This window comes from Algihabitans sp. (assembly GCF_965226985.1).
Taxonomy (GTDB): domain Bacteria; phylum Pseudomonadota; class Alphaproteobacteria; order Kiloniellales; family DSM-21159; genus Algihabitans.
The window spans coordinates 4065734-4081303 of sequence record NZ_OZ245712.1; the positions used below are offsets into that span (position 1 = coordinate 4065734).

Genomic DNA, 15570 nt, shown 5'->3' on the forward strand with positions numbered 1-15570 from the left:
TTCCTAGCTTGCAAATCCGAAGGGCGCCGCTAGTCTGCGCGTCCTCCTGACTTACTGAGATATGCGGATACTGGCCATGGGCTACAAGGTTGCGGTCGTCGGTGCTACCGGTGCGGTCGGACATGAGATTCTGAAAACCCTGGCCGAACGCGAGTTTCCGGCGGACGAAGTCGTGGCCTTGGCCAGCGAACGCTCGGCCGGCCAGCAGGTGTCTTACGGCGAGGACGACATCCTGGATGTGCAGGATCTGGCCCGCTACGACTTCACCGGGGTCGACATCGCGCTCTTTTCGCCCGGTGCCAAGGTGTCCTCGGAATACGCGCCCAGGGCTGCGCGAGCCGGTGCCGTGGTGATCGACAACACCAGCCACTTCCGCATGGACCCGGACGTACCGCTGGTGGTGCCGGAGGTGAACCCGCAGGCCATCGCCGACTACGGCAAGAAGCACATCATTGCCAATCCCAACTGCTCGACCATTCAGATGGTGGTCGCCCTGAAGCCTCTGCACGAACTCGCTCGCATCAAGCGGGTCGTGGTTGCGACCTACCAATCCGTTTCCGGCGGCGGGAAGGAGGCGATGGACGAGCTCTTCAATCAGACGCGGGCCGTCTATGTAAACGATCCCATGAAGAAGGAAAACTTCACCAAGCAGATCGCCTTCAATGTCATCCCCCACATCGACGTCTTCATGGAGGACGGCTCCACCAAAGAAGAGTGGAAGATGATGGTGGAGACGAAGAAGATTCTCGATCCCTCCATCAAGGTACAGGCGACCTGTGTGCGCGTGCCGGTCTTTATCGGTCACGGCGAGTCGGTGAGCGTCGAGTTCGAGACTCCGCTCGACGAAGTCGAGGCGCGCGCCGCTCTTAAGGAGGCCGAGGGCGTCACCTTGATCGATCATCGCGCCGACGAGGGCTACGTCACGCCGGTCGAATCGGCGGGAGAGGACGCTGTCTACGTAAGCCGCTTGCGTAGCGACCCAACGGTCGACAATGGATTGTCGTTCTGGGTCGTCTCCGACAACCTGCGCAAGGGCGCGGCGCTGAACGCCGTTCAGATCGCGGAGAAACTGGCGAGCGACTATTTGGCCGCCTAGAGCGTTTTGTGCTCGGCGGAGCCGCGAAGCGGTTCCATGCGCTCACGAGAAGAACGCTCTAAACATCTGATTTCGGGCCGGATTGCACTTGCTCTAGGTGACGAGCTTTGCCGTGAAGCGGTGACGCGGCACGACAACGCAGTCCTGTGCGTCGACAAGAGCCAGCTCCCGGTCCCCACGCGCAGCGGTTGCCAAAACGATCTCGTAGACTGCCGCGCTACAGGCCTCTAGCGCGTGCCGAGGGTCGGCGCTCTTAAGATAGTGAGCCAGAAAAAGGGCCGTGGTGGCGTCGCCGAGGCCGCCAGGCGGCGGTCGCAGTGCGAGCAGCGGCGTGGCGACGCGCCAGGCGACGTCCGCAGTAACGGCAAGCATTTCGATCTCGTCCGTCTCGCTCGTTTGGTGACGCAACGACGTGACCAGCACGAGGCTCGGTCCTCTCTCTATGAGATTGCGCGCCGCCGCCACCGCTTCCTGGAGGGTTCGAATCGTGCGGCCGCTCAGTAGTTCAAGCTCGAAAAGGTTGGGGGTCAGCAGGTTCGCCGCGGGTAGCGCGCGTTCTGCCAGGAATGCCGGAATATCAGGTTGAACGAAGAGACCGCGGCCATGATCACCCATCACCGGGTCGCAGCAGTAGAGGACGTCGGAGCTTTCGCCTTGCAAGCGGGCGACAGCATCCAGAATGGTCTCGCCAAGAGGCGCGGTGCCCAGATAGCCGGACAGGATCGCTTGGCAATTGCCGGCTGTACTCCGGGCCAGGACTCCCTCGATCAACTGCGCCACCGTTTCAGGTGAGGTCGTCTCGCCGCTCCAGGACCCGTAGCCCGTGTGATTGGAGAACTGCACGCTGTTGACCGCCCAAACCTCGAAACCCAGCCGCTGCAGCAGAAAGCCGGCCGCGCGATTGCCGACGGTCCCGAAGCAGACGTGCGATTGGATGGACAGAATGGGCATCTGGAGCCGGACTGACGGGATCGTCACAAGGCGGGCGCATAGCTTGCCACAGGCGGAGCGCCCGTTATAGTCCGCGCCGACTGGCGGATCGCCAGGTTTCCGTATCCTATCCGTATCTTCGACGTCCGAGACCGAGAGACCAGGGAGACTCCTTCATGACCCAGGCGACCGCGCGGCCACGCCGCAGCGTACTTTACATGCCCGGCTCCAACACCCGCGCGCTCGAGAAGGGGCGGGCCATACCCGCGGACGCCCTGATCCTGGATCTGGAGGATGCGGTCGCGCCCGACGCCAAGCAGCAGGCGCGCGCGAACATCGTTGCTGCTCTCGGCGAAGGCGGTTACGGCCGGCGCGAGATCATCGTGCGTGTCAACGGTCTCGACAGTCCCTGGGGGCGCGATGACATCGCTGCGATCGCCCCGACCGCCGCCGATGCGATCCTGATCCCGAAAGTCGAGAGCGCCGATCTCGTGCAGGAAGTCGAGCGCCTGATGGTTGCAGCCGGCGCGGCCGATACCATGGGTATCATGTGCATGATGGAGACGCCGCTGGGTATCCTCGAGGCTGCCTCGATCGCCGGCGCCAGCTCTCGCCTGACCTGCCTGGTCATGGGGACCAGCGACCTTGTCAAGGATCTCAATGCCAAGCACACGCCCGAGCGGCTGCCGGTGTTGACCTCCTTGAGCCTCTGCGTCCTGGCGGCGCGCGCGCAGGGTCTGGCCGTCGTCGATGGCGTCCACCTGGATCTGAACGATTCCGAAGGTTTCGAGGCCCAGTGCCGTCAGGGTCGCGACCTGGGCATGGACGGAAAGACGTTGATCCATCCCAAGACCGTCGCTGCGGCCAATGCGGCTTTCGCCCCCTCCGACGACGACGTCGCGCAGGCCAAGCGGATCATCGAGGCCCATGCGGAGGCGACCCGGGCCGGCCAGGGCGTCGTCGTGCTCGACGGCAAACTGATCGAGAATCTGCATGTCGAGGACGCTGAACGGACCGTCGCTCTGGCCAAGTCCATTTCGGACCTGGAGGCGGAGGCGGCCTAGCGGGTGAGTCTGGGCGTTCACCCAGGGCGCAGCCATTTGCGTGCATATTGACCGTACCCCCCCCCCCCCCCCCACACACACACACACATCTGACCGGCCATTGGCTGCAGCTCGCGGCTGATCGGCCCGAACGATATCCGGCTTTTTTTGCATTGCAGCGCGCGCTGTCCTGTGTTCGCTTCCATCCGCCGCGAGCCGCGCGTGACGGAAGTGGGAGCGATAGCCGTCTATGAGTCCGGAAAGTCCTCTAGTCGCCAAGCCCAGCCTGAAGACAGACCCTGGCCGCTTCTTCGAGGACTTCCGGCTTGGCGAGACCCTGGTGCATGCCACGCCGCGGACTCTGACCGCGGGCGATGCCTCTCTCTACACAGGGCTGACCGGCAGCCGCTTCGCCCTGCATTCTTCCGACGACTTCGCCAGGTCGCTCGGCTATCCGAAAGCGCCTCTCGACGACCTGCTGGTCTTCCATACGGTCTTCGGCAAGACGGTGCCTGACGTATCGATCAACGCGGTCGCGAATCTGGGCTATGCGGAAGGGCGCTTTGGAGCACCGATCTATCCCGGGGATACGCTGAGCGCGACCAGCGAGGTGATCGGACTGCGCGAGACCTCGGACGGACAGTCGGGCGTGGTTTGGGTGCGGACGCGGGGCGTCAACGGTCATCATGAGATGGTGCTCGACTACGTGCGCTGGGTGATGGTCCGCAAGCGCGACCCGGGACGTGTTTCGGTGCCCGAGGCCACGATCCCCAAGCTGATGGAGTCCGTTCCGGTCGAGCGTCTTCTGATTCCGCGCGACTTACGCCTGCAACTCTACGATCTCCAGCTCGCCGGCAGCGCCCATCTCTGGGACGATTATGCCGTCGGCGAGAAGATCGACCATGCCGATGGCATGACTCTCGAGGAAGCCGAACACCAGACCGCGACTCGCCTCTACCAGAACACGGCCAAGGTCCATTTCGATCAGCTGTTTGCCGACGCGGGACGTTTCGGAAAGCGGATCGTCTATGGCGGCCATATCATCTCGATGGCCAGAGCGCTCAGCTTCAACGGTCTCGCCAACGCTTTCCGCATCGTGGCGATCCACGGCGGGCGGCACACCAATCCGACCTTTGCCGGCGACACGCTGTTCGCCTGGAGCGAAGTCGTGGAGAGGGACGAGGTGCCGGGCCGCCCGGATCTGGGTCTGCTGCGGCTGCTCACCCGTGCCACGAAGAACAGTTCCGCCTCCGCCTATCCGGCAATTGGCGAGGAGGGAAAGCCTCATCCCGACGTGGTTCTGGAGTTCGATTACTCCGTGCTCATGCCGAGACGGGTCAAGCACGTCGGTTAGGGCGCGATCATCTTTGACGTAAGCAGCGTCACGTCCGTCAAAGGCCCAAATCGTACTCTCGCGCTCCTCCAGATTAGGTCTGGAGTCGTGGATGCGTTTTGATCTCTGCAGCCCGTTCTGATCCTCATACCCCGTCTTGGGGCCCGACCAGCTAAAGGCATCTTTTCGAGTTGCCTCGAGCCCTCTTAATCGGCGGATGGGCCAGCGTTAAGACTTTATGATCAGTTTTATGTCAAAAAGACACTCAGGACGTGAATTTTATATAGGTTTTTCGACTTTTGCAGGTTTCTGCAGGAGCTCTCTCGAATGCAGAGATCCTTATGGGGCCTGCGTTTTGGAGTGGAACGCTCATGAAACCGCTCGAACCCCGGTGTCTCGATCTTTTGCAATCACCGCTTAATCGGCAGGTTGCCGACTACTGGTTCAAGCTGGTCGAGGGGGAGTGTGCAGCCTGGCCGGACAAGGCGGAAATCGACCCCGTGGCGCTTCGCAACGTCTTGCCTCATCTCTGCTTGATCGACGTTCAGCCGGACGGTGCCCTCTCCTATCGTCTCGTCGGGGAATGGGTGCGCGGCTTGGGCGTGCGCCGTGGCCAGATCGTCGAGGACCGGCACAACCGCTGCGGCAACTTCCAGAGCTGTGAGGTCCTGTACCACTGCCTGGAGGCCGGTCTACCCCTCTGGCAGCGCTACGGCTACGGTCAGGAAGACGGTGACATCCTGCAAGATGAGGGCGCGGTCACGATGGAGGCCCTGGTCCTGCCGCTGACCGCGCGTCCAGAGAGTTCGCGGATCGGCTTCCTTCTCACCAGTGGCGACTTCTGCAAAACCGTCTCCGAGTGCACTCTCTAAGATCAGAAGCTACTCTCAAGGTCTATCTGCCCGACCGCGACGCTCGGCGATCCAGCGAAGCGGCCGGCCGTCGATCGCTGCCAACCCGAGGGCGATCAGCATCATTCCGGCGAAGTGCTCCGTGGAGAGGCGCTCTCCCAAGACCAAAGATCCTAGAAGGATCGCCGTGACCGGAACCAGGAAGGTCACCAGCAGCAGGTTCGTCGCGCCGGCCACCGCGAGGATGCGGAAGTAGAGGATATAGGCGAAGGCTGTCGCCAGAACCGCGAGGGCAATGACGGCGAGCCCTGTTTCCAGGCTCGGCAGGGGCAGGGTCCAGGGCTGCTCGAAAACCAGGGCCATCGGCAACAGAAGCAGGCTGGAGGCGGTGACCTGCCCGGTTGCCGTCTGCAGCGGTGTGATGCCGAGGCGCCTGAAGCGCCGACCGAAGGCCCCGGCAAAGGCATAGGAAAGGGCGGCGCCCAGGCAGGCCAACTGGGCAACGAGGTCGCTCCCCAATCCCTCAAGCGCACCAAACCCGATCATGACGACGGCTCCCGCGAAGCCGACGACGACGCCCGCCACCTTCGACCAGGTGGCCCGCTCGTCCGCCAGCAAAGCTCCGGCGACGATCACTCCGAAGAGCGGCGTGGTGGCGTTGAGAATCGCGGCGAGGCCGGAGGCGATATGCGTCTGGCCCCAGACGAGCAGGCTGAAGGGGATGGCGTTGTTGAGCAGTCCCATGCCGAAGAAGGCGCCCCAAACTGCCGGAGTCGAGGGCAGCCCTTGGCCGGCAAGGCGTAGCACCAGATGTAACGTGATCGCAGCCAACCCGACGCGTAGCAGCACGATCGTCAGGGGCGGCAGCTCGGTGACGGCGATCTCGACGAAGAAGAAGGATCCGCCCCAGACGACGGAAAGGGTTAGCACCAGAGCCCAGACCCCTGCGCTCATGCCCTTAAGTTGTTTCACCTCTTGCGGTCCGATCGCACCTGCCATGCCAGCCCTCCGATTCCAGGAGCCGTGCGATAACATGCGAACCGGCGAAGGGCTCTCCGCTTTTTGCGGAGGCGCGGGACGTGGGTTACGGCCTCTGCGGTGCGATCCGCGTTTGCGCCGGGCTCAGCTCCCGTCGGGCGCGGATCGGGTCGCCTCAACGTTTTCGGGTTGGCCGACCACGACCGCGGTCAGCTCCTCCGGCTTGAAGAGGGATCCTGCGACACGCCGCGCGTCTTCCAGGGTGATCGCCTCGATATAGCCGTTGCGACGCTCCAGATAATCGATACCGAGGTCTTCGAACTGCATACCGGCGAGGATGTCGGCCAAAGCTCCCGTGGAGTCGAAGCGGAGCGGGAAGGATCCGGTGAGAAAGGTTTGAGCGTTTTCGAGCTCTTCGGCGGTCGGGCCCTCCGCGGCCATGCGCGCCCATTCGGCGCGGATGATCTCGATACTTTCGGCGACGCGGGCGTTACCGGTCGCCACGCCGCTGACGACCAAGGCCGAATGGTCGAGCGGCTGCAGGTAGCTGTAGACGCCATAGGCCAGGCCCCGCTTCTCACGGACTTCTTCGTAGAGGCGGGAGGCGAAGCCGCCGCCGCCGAGGATGTAGTTCACGGCATAGGCGGTGTAGTAGTCTGGATCGTCGCGCTGCAGCCCGCTCTGACCCAGGGCAACGACCGACTGCGGTACCTCTTTGTCGATCACGATGGTCCCGCCGTCGGCGGAGGGATTTACCTCTGGCAGATCTAAGGGGGCGGCTTCCGCCGGCAAGGCGCCGAAGGTGGAGTCGAGCAGAAGACCGAGGTCTTCCGGCGTGATGTCACCGGCAACCCCAATGTAGAGGTTGTCCAGAGCGAGCCGTTCGGTGACGAAGGTCTGCAAGTCGCTTGTCTCGATGGCGGCCAGCGTCTCCGCTGTACCGTTTCTCTGGCGACCGTAGGGATGATCCGGATAAAGCGTCGCCATCAGCGTCGACCAGGCCACGGCATCGGGGTCGACGGCGTTGCGCTGCGCGCGAATGATGAGTTGCTGACGGATGCGCTCGACGGGCTCCGTGTCGAAGCGCGGCTCCGTCAAGGCGAGCCGCAGCAGGTCGAACGCCCGATCCCGATTGCGCGTCAGCGTCGTCAAGGAGCCGGCGAAGCTGTCGCGCCCGGCCCGGAATCCAAGCCGGATGGAGAGATCGGCCAGCTCCTTCTGAAAAGCCTGAGAGTCCAGATCTCCAGCGCCTTCGTCCAGGGTGGCGGCAGCCATACCGGCGAGGCCGGCCTTGCCGTCCGGATCGGCAGCCGCACCGCCGGCGAAAACCGCCTGCACCGCGATGATGGGATTGGACTCGTCCTGGATCAGCCAGGCCTCGATCCCTCCCGGAGAGACGACTTGCTGAACCTCGATGGCGACCGCGTTGCGCGGTAGTAGCGCGAAGGCGAAAGCCGCGAAAACCAAAGCAAGCGAACGTACATTCGGCACCAAGGGGCGCTGGCGGGTGGTCCATCGGGGCTTGGACATATCGCGGGCCTCTGTCATCTCGTTTGAGTAGATCATCACGTGGTCGGCTCGCTGCGCAGCACGCCGGTTACGGAGCGGGTCGGATCGATCAGGGCACGCAGAGCTTCGGTCACCTGGTCCGAGGTCACTGCGGCGATCCGATTGGGCCAGTCCTCCAGATCCTCAAGGGTCGAGCCGGTCGTAAGGGCCGCTCCGATGATGCGCGGCGCCGATCCCACGCTGTCTCGCGCATAGATCGCCTGTGCCGTCAGTCGCGTCTTCGCCGCCTCGACCTCTTCGGCTGTAATCCCTTCGTCGAGAACCGCTTCGATCTCGGCTTTCAGTGCTGCCTCGACGGCTTCGACCTCGACGCCGGGCCGCGGCGAAGCCCAGAAGGTGTAGTGCGTTCCGTCCAGACTGGTGCCGTCGTAGCTGTTCCCCGCTCCGGCCGCCAAGGCCTGTTCGATCACAAGGGAGCGATAGAGCCGACCGGTGCTGCCGCCGAGAACTTCACCGAGAACCTGCAGGGCGTAGGGGCGCTCCGGCATTCCTGCCAAACGAGCGGTCCGGAAGCTGGGTGCGAGGTAGGCGACGGACACCGAGGGCTGGCCGACACGCGGACTCGCCAGCTCGACGCGCCGGCCCGCCCACTGTGCCGGCTCCTGAACCCTGATGCGATCCGGCACCGGCTTTCTGGGGACGGCGCCGTAGTAGCGTTCCGCGAGTGGGCGAACGTCCTCGACCGTCACGTCGCCGGAGATCACCAGGACCGCGTTGTTGGGCGCATACCAGCGATCGTAGAAGGCGAGCGCGTCATCGGTATCCAGAGCCTCGATCTCCTGTTGCCAGCCGATCACCGGCGTGCCGTAGGGATGATGCAGGTAAAGGCTAGCGCGCAGCATCTCCCAAAGTTGGCTGGAGGGCTCGTTGTCCGTCCGGCTGTTCCGTTCCTCCAGCACCACGTCCCGTTCCGGCAGGACCACCTCGTCGCTCAGCACGAGATTTTGCATGCGGTCGGCCTCGTGGCGCATCATCAGTTCCAAGCGGTCGCTAGCGACCGTCTGGAAGTAGGCGGTGTAGTCGAGCGAGGTGAAGGCGTTCTCGCGACCGCCGTTACGGGCGATGATGTCGGAGAACTCGCCGGGCGCCAGAGTCTCCGTACCCTTGAACATCAGATGTTCGAGAAAGTGGGCGATACCCGACTGCCCGCGCGGCTCGTCAGCCGAACCGACCTTGTACCACAGCATGTGGGTGACGATCGGGGCCCGGCTGTTCTCGACCACCACCACCTGCAGCCCGTTGTCCAGCGTGAAGGTCTCGGGCTCGAAGACTTGCGCCGCCGCAGGGCTCCGCAGGCCGCCCACGATCATCGCAGCGGCCAAGAGAGCCAATCCGCTGCGCAGGAGGCTGGGGCTAGCCGGGTGGTTGATCGTCAACATACTGGTGTCCTCTCGAACTCGTCGCCGAACCGACAGCACGGTTGGCGGAGTCCGCACGGTGGGCAGAGTCCGCAGCACGCCGTCGCTTCCACATATTGTCGAGGCCGGTCAGGAAAGAAACCCAGGCGCCTGTTAATTTTCCGTCATCCGCTTGCTCCGGCGACGGGATGGACGTTCCTGACGGAGCAAGGTAAGTCGGGTTTTGGCTGGAGCAGAGCGCTTCCCGCCACCAGCGATTCGACAGCCGCCTGCGATGGGACTCGATGTCAGGCCGTATATAGAGGGCGGAAGTTGCGTTCGAGGCGGGTCGCCCGAGCGAGAGAGAGCGCGATCCAGTTGCAGGAGGACAGATGCCGGCGTCCGAAATCGAGCGCATGATCCAGCTACTCGCCCGCCTGCCGGGTCTGGGCCCGCGATCGGCACGGCGGGCCGCGCTGGCGCTGATGGTCAAGCGGGAGTCCTTGCTGCGGCCCCTGGGCGATGCCCTGCTTCGGGCTGCCGAGGCGATTCGCCCCTGCTCGATCTGTGGCAATCTCGACGACCGCGATCCCTGCGGGATCTGCGCCGATCCCGAACGCGAAACCTCATCTCTCTGCGTGGTGGAGGAAGTCGGCGATCTCTGGGCGATCGAGCGCTCCGGAGTGTATCGGGGACGCTACCAGGTGTTGGGCGGCACTCTCTCGGCTCTCGACGGCCGAGGGCCGGAGCAATTGAAGATCGCCCAACTGGTGGAGCGCGCCGCGGCGGAGGAGGTGACCGAGGTGATCCTGGCGCTCGGGGCGACGGTCGACGGTCAGACCACGGCCCATTACGTCGCGGAACGGCTGGAGCCTCTGGGCGTTACCATTTCGCGTCTTGCGCAGGGCCTGCCCGTCGGGGGCGAGCTGGACTACCTCGACGACGGAACGTTGTCCGCCGCCTTCCGCCAACGCCGCCCGGCCTAACCTCACCCGGCCTAATCTCACCTCGAACCGCTTCGCCAAACTCCCGCCGCAAAGGCTGGCGAAGGTGCCAAAAAAGTCAAACGACTAAAGCGAGATCAGCCTCCATGAACTTTCGCCTTTCGACCGCCGCCCTCGCTCTCTCTGTCTTCCTCGCCGGGCCAGCTGGCGCCGTCGAGCGGAGCCTCGCCAGCGAAGCCCAGCGCGGTCTGACCCTGACCGTCTATCAGAACGGCCTGGCTCTGGTGCACGATCGCCGTTGGGCTCCTCTGGTCGCCGGTCGCAACACTTTGCAGATCGAGGAGATCAGCGAGCAGGCGATCCTCGGGAGTCTGAGGGTCTACAGCAGCGAGTCCGGGGTCGACTTGGTGGACCGCAGCCTACGTGCCGCAGACCTCAATCCGGTTCGTCTGTTGGAAGAGATGGTCGGACGGAACGTGCTCTACGTCACGACGCATCCGGAAACGGGGGAGGAGACCGCGCGCTCGGCACGCCTGCTTTCCCTGCATGGCGGTCTCGTGATCGAGCTGGAGGGGCGTGTCGAGATCAATCCCCCCGGACGTATCGCCTTGGAGGCTCTGCCCGAGCCGCACGAGCAGCCATTGCGTGCCACGCGGAGCCTTGAGATCACGCTCGACAGCACGGAAGCGCGTCCGGCGGAACTGACCCTGGGCTATCTGACCGACGGCCTCACCTGGCAGGCGGACTATGTCGCCGATCTGGCTCCGGACGGCACGCTGGATCTCGCGGCTCACGTGACCCTCGACAACAGTCTGCGCACCCGCTTCGCCTTTGCCGACCTGCGGCTGGTCGCCGGCGACGTTTCCCGCAAAAGTTTCGCTCCGCCGCCGATCATGGCGCGGGGGCAGGCCGAATCGATGGCGGTGATGGACAGCGCCATGGCACCGGCGCCGGTTGAAGCTGGTGACCGCTATCTCTACGACACCGGCCTCGAGATCACCCTGGAGCCGGGGGAGCGCAAGCAGGTCGCCCTCTTCGAACTGACGGACATCACCACCGAGCGGCGATACAGCTTCGACGGCCTGGCGACTCTGGGTGGCCCCGACGAGGTCGGTCCGATGCAGGCGAACCTGGAGCTGGTCTTCGAGAACCCGGCGCGTGAAGACGAACGCCCTCTGCCGGCCGGAATCATCCGCGTCTACGAGGCGCTCGACGAGGGGGAAGGTCAACCGATCTTCGCGGGCGAGGCCGGAATCGATCACACGGCCGTTGGCGGCGAGATCGAGCTGTCGCTCGGCAGGGCCTTCGACATCACTGCCTTGGCGCGACGGACGAGCTTCGAGCGCCTGGGCGATCGTGCCTTCGAGTCGGGACAGGAAATCCAGGTGACGAACGCGAAGTCGGAACCGGTGGAGGTGCAGGTGATCGGTCGTTTCCCCCGCGGCACCGAGATCCTGGAAGAGAGCCTGCCGCACGAGCAGACGACGGCGGAGCGCCTGACCTGGACGGTTTCGGTGCCGGCCAACGGCACGTCGACCCTGACCTATCGCGCGCGCGTTCAGAACTGACGCGCCAATTGGCCCGCCGCTCGCCGGCCCCGTTGCAGCCTCCAGCGTTCCGGCGTCAGGTTCGGCCGCGTCCGTCTGCTGCGGGCCCTATGCCCCTTAAGTGCCGCGATTGACCGCGCTTTCGCCGCCTCGGCTCCTCTGCGACGCCTGACCGTTCCGCGAGACTGCGGGCTGGTCCAGGTGAGGAGGAGAGGTCGATGCCTTGGAAGGTCGCGGGACAGGGCGACACGCGCGACGCGTCTCGAGCGATAGCGTTCAATCCGGTTCTGAAGATTGTCCTGATCGCCGCTGTGGCGTTGGGGCTCCTGATCCCCTTGACGCTATTTGAGAACCTGGTCGGGGAGCGCGCGGAGCGGCAGCGCCTGGTAGAATTCGAGATCGGCGATCTCTGGGGGCAACCGCAGACTGTCGCCGGCCCCATTCTGCTGGTGCCTGCCCAACGCGAACTGACGGATGAGCAGGGGCGCGTCACGATGTTGGAGGAGCATCTGCTGCTGTTGCCCGACAGCTATAAGGTCGAGGCGGTTTTGGAGCCAGAGCGCCGCAACCGCGGCCCCTTTGAGGCCGTGGTTTACCGTCTGGCTTTGAAGTTGGATGCGGTCTTTCTGCTGGCCGGTTCTCCTCGTGAGTCTCTGGAAGGGGCCAAGCCGGACTGGGCGCGTGCCCGGCTGTTGCTGGGGCTCGGGGATCAGCGAAGCCTGACCGAGGCGCCCGACATCTCTTGGGACGGGCGTGGACTGGTGACCGAGCCGGGGCTTCCGTCCGTATTGGCCCATCTGACCACCAGCGGTCTGCAGAGCGACCTGCCACTAGGGGCGGACGACTTCGGCCGTCCCCTCGCTTTCAGCGCGTCCTTGCAGCTTAACGGCAGTAGCCGTCTCTCGATCCTGCCGCTCGGCCGAACCACTTCGGCGACAGTTGCTTCGAGCTGGCCGCATCCAAGTTTCGAGGGGGGCATACTACCCATCGAAAGCGAGGTCTCGGACGAAGGCTTTTCGGCACGCTGGTCGGCGTCTCACTTCAGCCGCAGCTATCCCCAGGTCTGGCGCATCGGCGGCGTGGAAGAAATAAGACTTTCCGAGCTGGCGGCGTCCGCCTTCGGCGTGCGTCTCCATCAGCCGGTCGATACCTACCGGCAGAGCGAGCGGACGACGAAGTACGGCGTGCTTTTCATCCTCCTCACCTTTGCCTTCCTGTTTCTCTACGAGGTGATCAGTGGTCGCCGTTTGCATAGTCTCCAATATGGACTGGTCGGTTGCGCCTTGGCGCTCTTCTATCTCCTGCTTCTGGCCCTGGCGGAGCAGATGCCTTTCGCTCTTGCCTATGCCATCGCCGCTGCTTCAATCGTGGGGCAGCTGGTTTTCTACACAGCAGGAGCTTTCGGCAGCCTCAAGCATGCCCTCGGTCTCGGTCTGATCGTCACGGTCCTCTACGGCTGTCTCTATCTTTTGATCAGTCTCCAGGACTTGGCGCTTCTCGTCGGCGCTATCGCACTTTTTGCCGTTCTCCTGGCCGTGATGGCCGCAACCCGGCGAACCGACTGGTACGCCGTCATGCCGATGATGGAAGTCGAAGCGAACGTCGAGAAGGAAAAGGCCGACCCGAACTGAACAGGGCGGAAGGTGCCGTATCTCGGAGCCCTTGTGGTTTGGAGACTACTCGACCAATCGAGGGCGTGCGGGCGGCGCAGCCGTATCAGCGATCCGGGCGACGCCGGCAGCCTCTTCGTCCTCCAGCTCCAGATCCTTGATGCGTTCGCCACGCTTCGTGATCTTGTCGGTGGAGATTCGAATATCGCGGATGTCGCGGCTCGCCTGGTCGAAGTGGGTTTCCAGCTTGCCGACTCGCTGGTCGAGCCGCGCCACATCCTCCAGCAAGGTCTGTACTTCGGTCTGAATGACGCCGGCCTGCTCGCGCATGCGGACGTCACGTAGGACGGCGCGGACGGTATTGAGGGTGGCCATCATGGTGGTCGGTGAGACGATCCAGACCCTGGCCCGATAGCTCTCTTCCACCACGTTCGGAAAGTTTGCGTGTAGTTCTGCGTAGACGGCTTCGCTGGGCAGGAACAGCAATGCGGACTCAGCCGTCTCACCAGGGACGATATAGCGTTCCGCAATGTCCTTCACATGCTTGCGCAGATCGTTCGCGAAGGCACGCTGAGCGGCGATACGGGCGGACTCTTCCTCTGCTTGACGCAGAGCTTGATAGCTCTCCAGTGGAAACTTGGCGTCGATCGCGATGGGGCCGGGCGGGTTGGGCAGTTTTATGAGGCAGTCCGCGCGCCGGCCGCTCGCCAAGGTCGCCTGAAAGTCGTAGGCCGAGGGCGGCAGGGCGGACTGTACCAAGTCCTGCAGCTGCACTTCCCCGAAGGCGCCGCGCGCCTGCTTGTTCGACAGGATGTCCTGCAGTCCCACCACTTGGGAGGAAAGCTCCGTAATGTTCTTTTGCGCCCTGTCGATCACAGCCAGTCGTTCGCGCAGATCGGTCATGGCCGTCGACTGGCTTTGCGCTTGCGCGTTCAGCCGCTCGCCGACCCGCTGGGTGAAGTTGCCCAGTCGTAGGTCCATCGCTTCGGCGAGCTGCCGTTCCTGGCTGCGCAATGCGTCGGTGATCTGGGCCTGGGTAGCGGCCTGGCTCTCGGTCATCGCCTTGAGCCGTTCTTGCAGCACCGCGACGTCTGTCGCCCTCTCAGCCGCCGCGCCGTCGTCCCGGCCGCGCCTCAGCACGGCTAGAGACAGCAGCAAGACCAGCAGCAGAGCGAGGCCAGCGAGCAGAAGTTCTGGGCTGATGGGCACGATGCGGTCCCTATGTTCGCGAAAGAGCGCAACAGCCTAGCATGCGCCTTTCGAGTCGCTCGGCTTGACGGCTCGCGGCCGACTGCATAGCTCTTGTTGGAACGATTTTAATCTAGGCTCCAACGACTAAGAACGACCGGACAACGCGACTCCATGGCCAAGCTTCCCATTCTGACCGCCCCGGACCCAATCCTGAAGCAGCGGGCCAAACCCGTGGACCGTGTCGACGACGACCTGCGCCAGCTGATGGACGATATGCTGGAGACGATGTACGGGGCGCCCGGCATCGGCTTGGCGGCGCCGCAGGTCGGCGTGCTCAAGCGGGTGATCGTGGTCGACGTGGCGCGCGACGGCGACGCGCCGCAACCTCACCAGCTCGCGAACCCGGAGTTGGTCTGGGTGTCCGATGAGGATGCGAGCTACGAGGAAGGCTGCCTTTCTCTTCCGGATCACTACGGCGACGTCAAACGTCCGGCCGCCATTCGTGTGCGTTATCTGGACCGGCAGAACGAGAGTCGCGAGCTGGAGGCCGATGGCCTTCTGGCCACCTGCATTCAGCACGAGATCGATCACCTCGACGGTATTCTTTTCGTCGACCATATGTCGGCGCTGAAGCGGAACATGATCCTGCGCAAGCTGCTGAAGGCGAAGAAACAGCAGGCCTTGCCGGCCTATTCCGCCGCGAGCTGATTGCAATCCCAAGTCTTGGCGAGAGGCTCGCTGCGCGCCTTAGGATCCCCCGCTTGTCTTGAATTGTAGCGCCTTGCGGCGATCACGCTTGCCCGGTCGAGCGAGCGCGGCCGGATGGCCGGGACGCTGTCCGGTGGTCTGGGAGAGTCGCGGTTGTTCCGCTGGCGGGTCGAGATCTTCGTAGAGTGCCCGAGCTTCGGGTGCCGGCCCGCGCCGGCTGGTCAGCGCCAATACCTTGATGACGCGGATGTGGTCGCCCTGGGGGAAGGTCAGCACGTCGCCAACCCGTAACTTGGCATGAGCTTTGTCGATCACATTGCCCGAAAGGCGCAGTTTTCCCGATTCGCAGAGCTTTGCCGACAGGGCGCGCGACTTGAAGAAGCGTGCGAAGAACAGCCACTTGTCGAGCCGAAGGGTTTCCACTCCGCCGCCG

At 64.0% G+C, this 15570-nt stretch carries 14 protein-coding genes; 8 read left to right on the plus strand and 6 right to left on the minus strand.

The annotated features are described in order from the left end of the window. Nucleotides 1–76 precede the first annotated feature (76 nt). Nucleotides 77–1096 (plus strand): aspartate-semialdehyde dehydrogenase, encoded by a 1020-nt coding sequence (locus ACO054_RS18635; RefSeq protein WP_421708086.1) that lies wholly within the window; start codon nt 77–79, stop codon nt 1094–1096. Between the two features lie 93 nt (nt 1097–1189). On the opposite strand, the gene pdxY is transcribed toward ACO054_RS18635, so the two are convergent. Beyond that, nucleotides 1190–2047, minus strand: coding sequence for a pyridoxal kinase PdxY (gene pdxY / locus ACO054_RS18640; protein WP_421708087.1), 858 nt, complete (start codon nt 2045–2047; stop codon nt 1190–1192). Nucleotides 2048–2202: 155 nt separating this feature from the next. Between pdxY and ACO054_RS18645 the strand changes: the two genes are divergently transcribed. From ACO054_RS18645 to ACO054_RS18655, 3 genes are all read left to right on the plus strand, one after another. Beyond that, complete coding sequence (locus ACO054_RS18645) at nt 2203–3090, plus strand: HpcH/HpaI aldolase/citrate lyase family protein (RefSeq protein ID WP_421708088.1); 888 nt, start codon at nt 2203–2205, stop codon at nt 3088–3090. Between the two features lie 229 nt (nt 3091–3319). Further along, on the plus strand, nt 3320–4423 hold the full coding sequence (locus ACO054_RS18650; protein WP_421708089.1) for a MaoC family dehydratase: 1104 nt from the start codon (nt 3320–3322) through the stop codon (nt 4421–4423). Nucleotides 4424–4773: 350 nt separating this feature from the next. Next, the gene (locus ACO054_RS18655) at nt 4774–5274 is read left to right on the plus strand and encodes a PAS domain-containing protein (RefSeq protein WP_421708090.1); all 501 of its coding nucleotides are present in this window, start codon (nt 4774–4776) and stop codon (nt 5272–5274) included. A gap of 15 nt (nt 5275–5289) precedes the next feature. On the opposite strand, the gene ACO054_RS18660 is transcribed toward ACO054_RS18655, so the two are convergent. The 3 genes from ACO054_RS18660 to ACO054_RS18670 form a co-directional block, all read right to left on the minus strand. After that, entirely contained in the window at nt 5290–6252 is a 963-nt protein-coding gene (locus ACO054_RS18660) for a DMT family transporter (protein WP_421708091.1), read from the minus strand. Between the two features lie 123 nt (nt 6253–6375). Continuing rightward, nucleotides 6376–7761 carry a M16 family metallopeptidase gene (locus ACO054_RS18665; RefSeq protein ID WP_421708092.1) on the minus strand — a complete coding sequence of 462 codons (1386 nt, stop codon included), beginning with the start codon at nt 7759–7761 and terminating at the stop codon, nt 6376–6378. A 35-nt stretch (nt 7762–7796) separates the two neighbouring features. Further along, entirely contained in the window at nt 7797–9179 is a 1383-nt protein-coding gene (locus ACO054_RS18670) for a M16 family metallopeptidase (RefSeq protein WP_421708093.1), read from the minus strand. A gap of 350 nt (nt 9180–9529) precedes the next feature. On the opposite strand from ACO054_RS18670, the gene recR reads away from it, so the two are divergent. The 3 genes from recR (at nt 9530) to creD (ending at nt 13259) form a co-directional block, all read left to right on the plus strand. Then, on the plus strand, nt 9530–10123 hold the full coding sequence (gene recR, locus ACO054_RS18675) for a recombination mediator RecR (protein WP_421708094.1): 594 nt from the start codon (nt 9530–9532) through the stop codon (nt 10121–10123). Nucleotides 10124–10227: 104 nt separating this feature from the next. After that, nucleotides 10228–11649, plus strand: coding sequence for a DUF4139 domain-containing protein (locus tag ACO054_RS18680; protein WP_421708095.1), 1422 nt, complete (start codon nt 10228–10230; stop codon nt 11647–11649). 197 nt (nt 11650–11846) lie between these two features. After that, nucleotides 11847–13259 (plus strand): cell envelope integrity protein CreD, encoded by a 1413-nt coding sequence (creD, locus tag ACO054_RS18685; RefSeq protein WP_421708096.1) that lies wholly within the window; start codon nt 11847–11849, stop codon nt 13257–13259. Between the two features lie 45 nt (nt 13260–13304). Here creD and ACO054_RS18690 read toward each other — a convergent pair whose 3' ends face one another. Beyond that, on the minus strand, nt 13305–14447 hold the full coding sequence (locus tag ACO054_RS18690) for a DNA recombination protein RmuC (protein WP_421708097.1): 1143 nt from the start codon (nt 14445–14447) through the stop codon (nt 13305–13307). Between the two features lie 153 nt (nt 14448–14600). Here ACO054_RS18690 and def point away from each other — a divergent pair, with 153 nt between their 5' ends. Next, nucleotides 14601–15137, plus strand: a complete 537-nt coding sequence (gene def, locus ACO054_RS18695) for a peptide deformylase (RefSeq protein WP_421708098.1) — start codon at nt 14601–14603, stop codon at nt 15135–15137. Between the two features lie 39 nt (nt 15138–15176). On the opposite strand, the gene ACO054_RS18700 is transcribed toward def, so the two are convergent. After that, nucleotides 15177–15560, minus strand: a complete 384-nt coding sequence (locus ACO054_RS18700) for an RNA-binding S4 domain-containing protein (protein WP_421708099.1) — start codon at nt 15558–15560, stop codon at nt 15177–15179. Between the last annotated feature and the right edge of the window lie 10 nt (nt 15561–15570).

What these genes read in the sequence shown, in the direction of transcription:
- creD (WP_421708096.1), top strand. Translation starts at nt 11,847, where the DNA reads ATGCCTTGGAAGGTCGCGGGACAGGGCGACACGCGCGACGCGTCTCGA.
- def (WP_421708098.1), top strand. Translation starts at nt 14,601, where the DNA reads ATGGCCAAGCTTCCCATTCTGACCGCCCCGGACCCAATCCTGAAGCAG.
- ACO054_RS18645 (WP_421708088.1), top strand. Translation starts at nt 2,203, where the DNA reads ATGACCCAGGCGACCGCGCGGCCACGCCGCAGCGTACTTTACATGCCC.
- ACO054_RS18655 (WP_421708090.1), top strand. Translation starts at nt 4,774, where the DNA reads ATGAAACCGCTCGAACCCCGGTGTCTCGATCTTTTGCAATCACCGCTT.
- recR (WP_421708094.1), top strand. Translation starts at nt 9,530, where the DNA reads ATGCCGGCGTCCGAAATCGAGCGCATGATCCAGCTACTCGCCCGCCTG.
- ACO054_RS18665 (WP_421708092.1), bottom strand. Translation starts at nt 7,761, where the DNA reads ATGTCCAAGCCCCGATGGACCACCCGCCAGCGCCCCTTGGTGCCGAAT.
- ACO054_RS18680 (WP_421708095.1), top strand. Translation starts at nt 10,228, where the DNA reads ATGAACTTTCGCCTTTCGACCGCCGCCCTCGCTCTCTCTGTCTTCCTC.
- ACO054_RS18650 (WP_421708089.1), top strand. Translation starts at nt 3,320, where the DNA reads ATGAGTCCGGAAAGTCCTCTAGTCGCCAAGCCCAGCCTGAAGACAGAC.
- ACO054_RS18635 (WP_421708086.1), top strand. Translation starts at nt 77, where the DNA reads ATGGGCTACAAGGTTGCGGTCGTCGGTGCTACCGGTGCGGTCGGACAT.
- ACO054_RS18670 (WP_421708093.1), bottom strand. Translation starts at nt 9,179, where the DNA reads ATGTTGACGATCAACCACCCGGCTAGCCCCAGCCTCCTGCGCAGCGGA.
- pdxY (WP_421708087.1), bottom strand. Translation starts at nt 2,047, where the DNA reads ATGCCCATTCTGTCCATCCAATCGCACGTCTGCTTCGGGACCGTCGGC.
- ACO054_RS18660 (WP_421708091.1), bottom strand. Translation starts at nt 6,252, where the DNA reads ATGGCAGGTGCGATCGGACCGCAAGAGGTGAAACAACTTAAGGGCATG.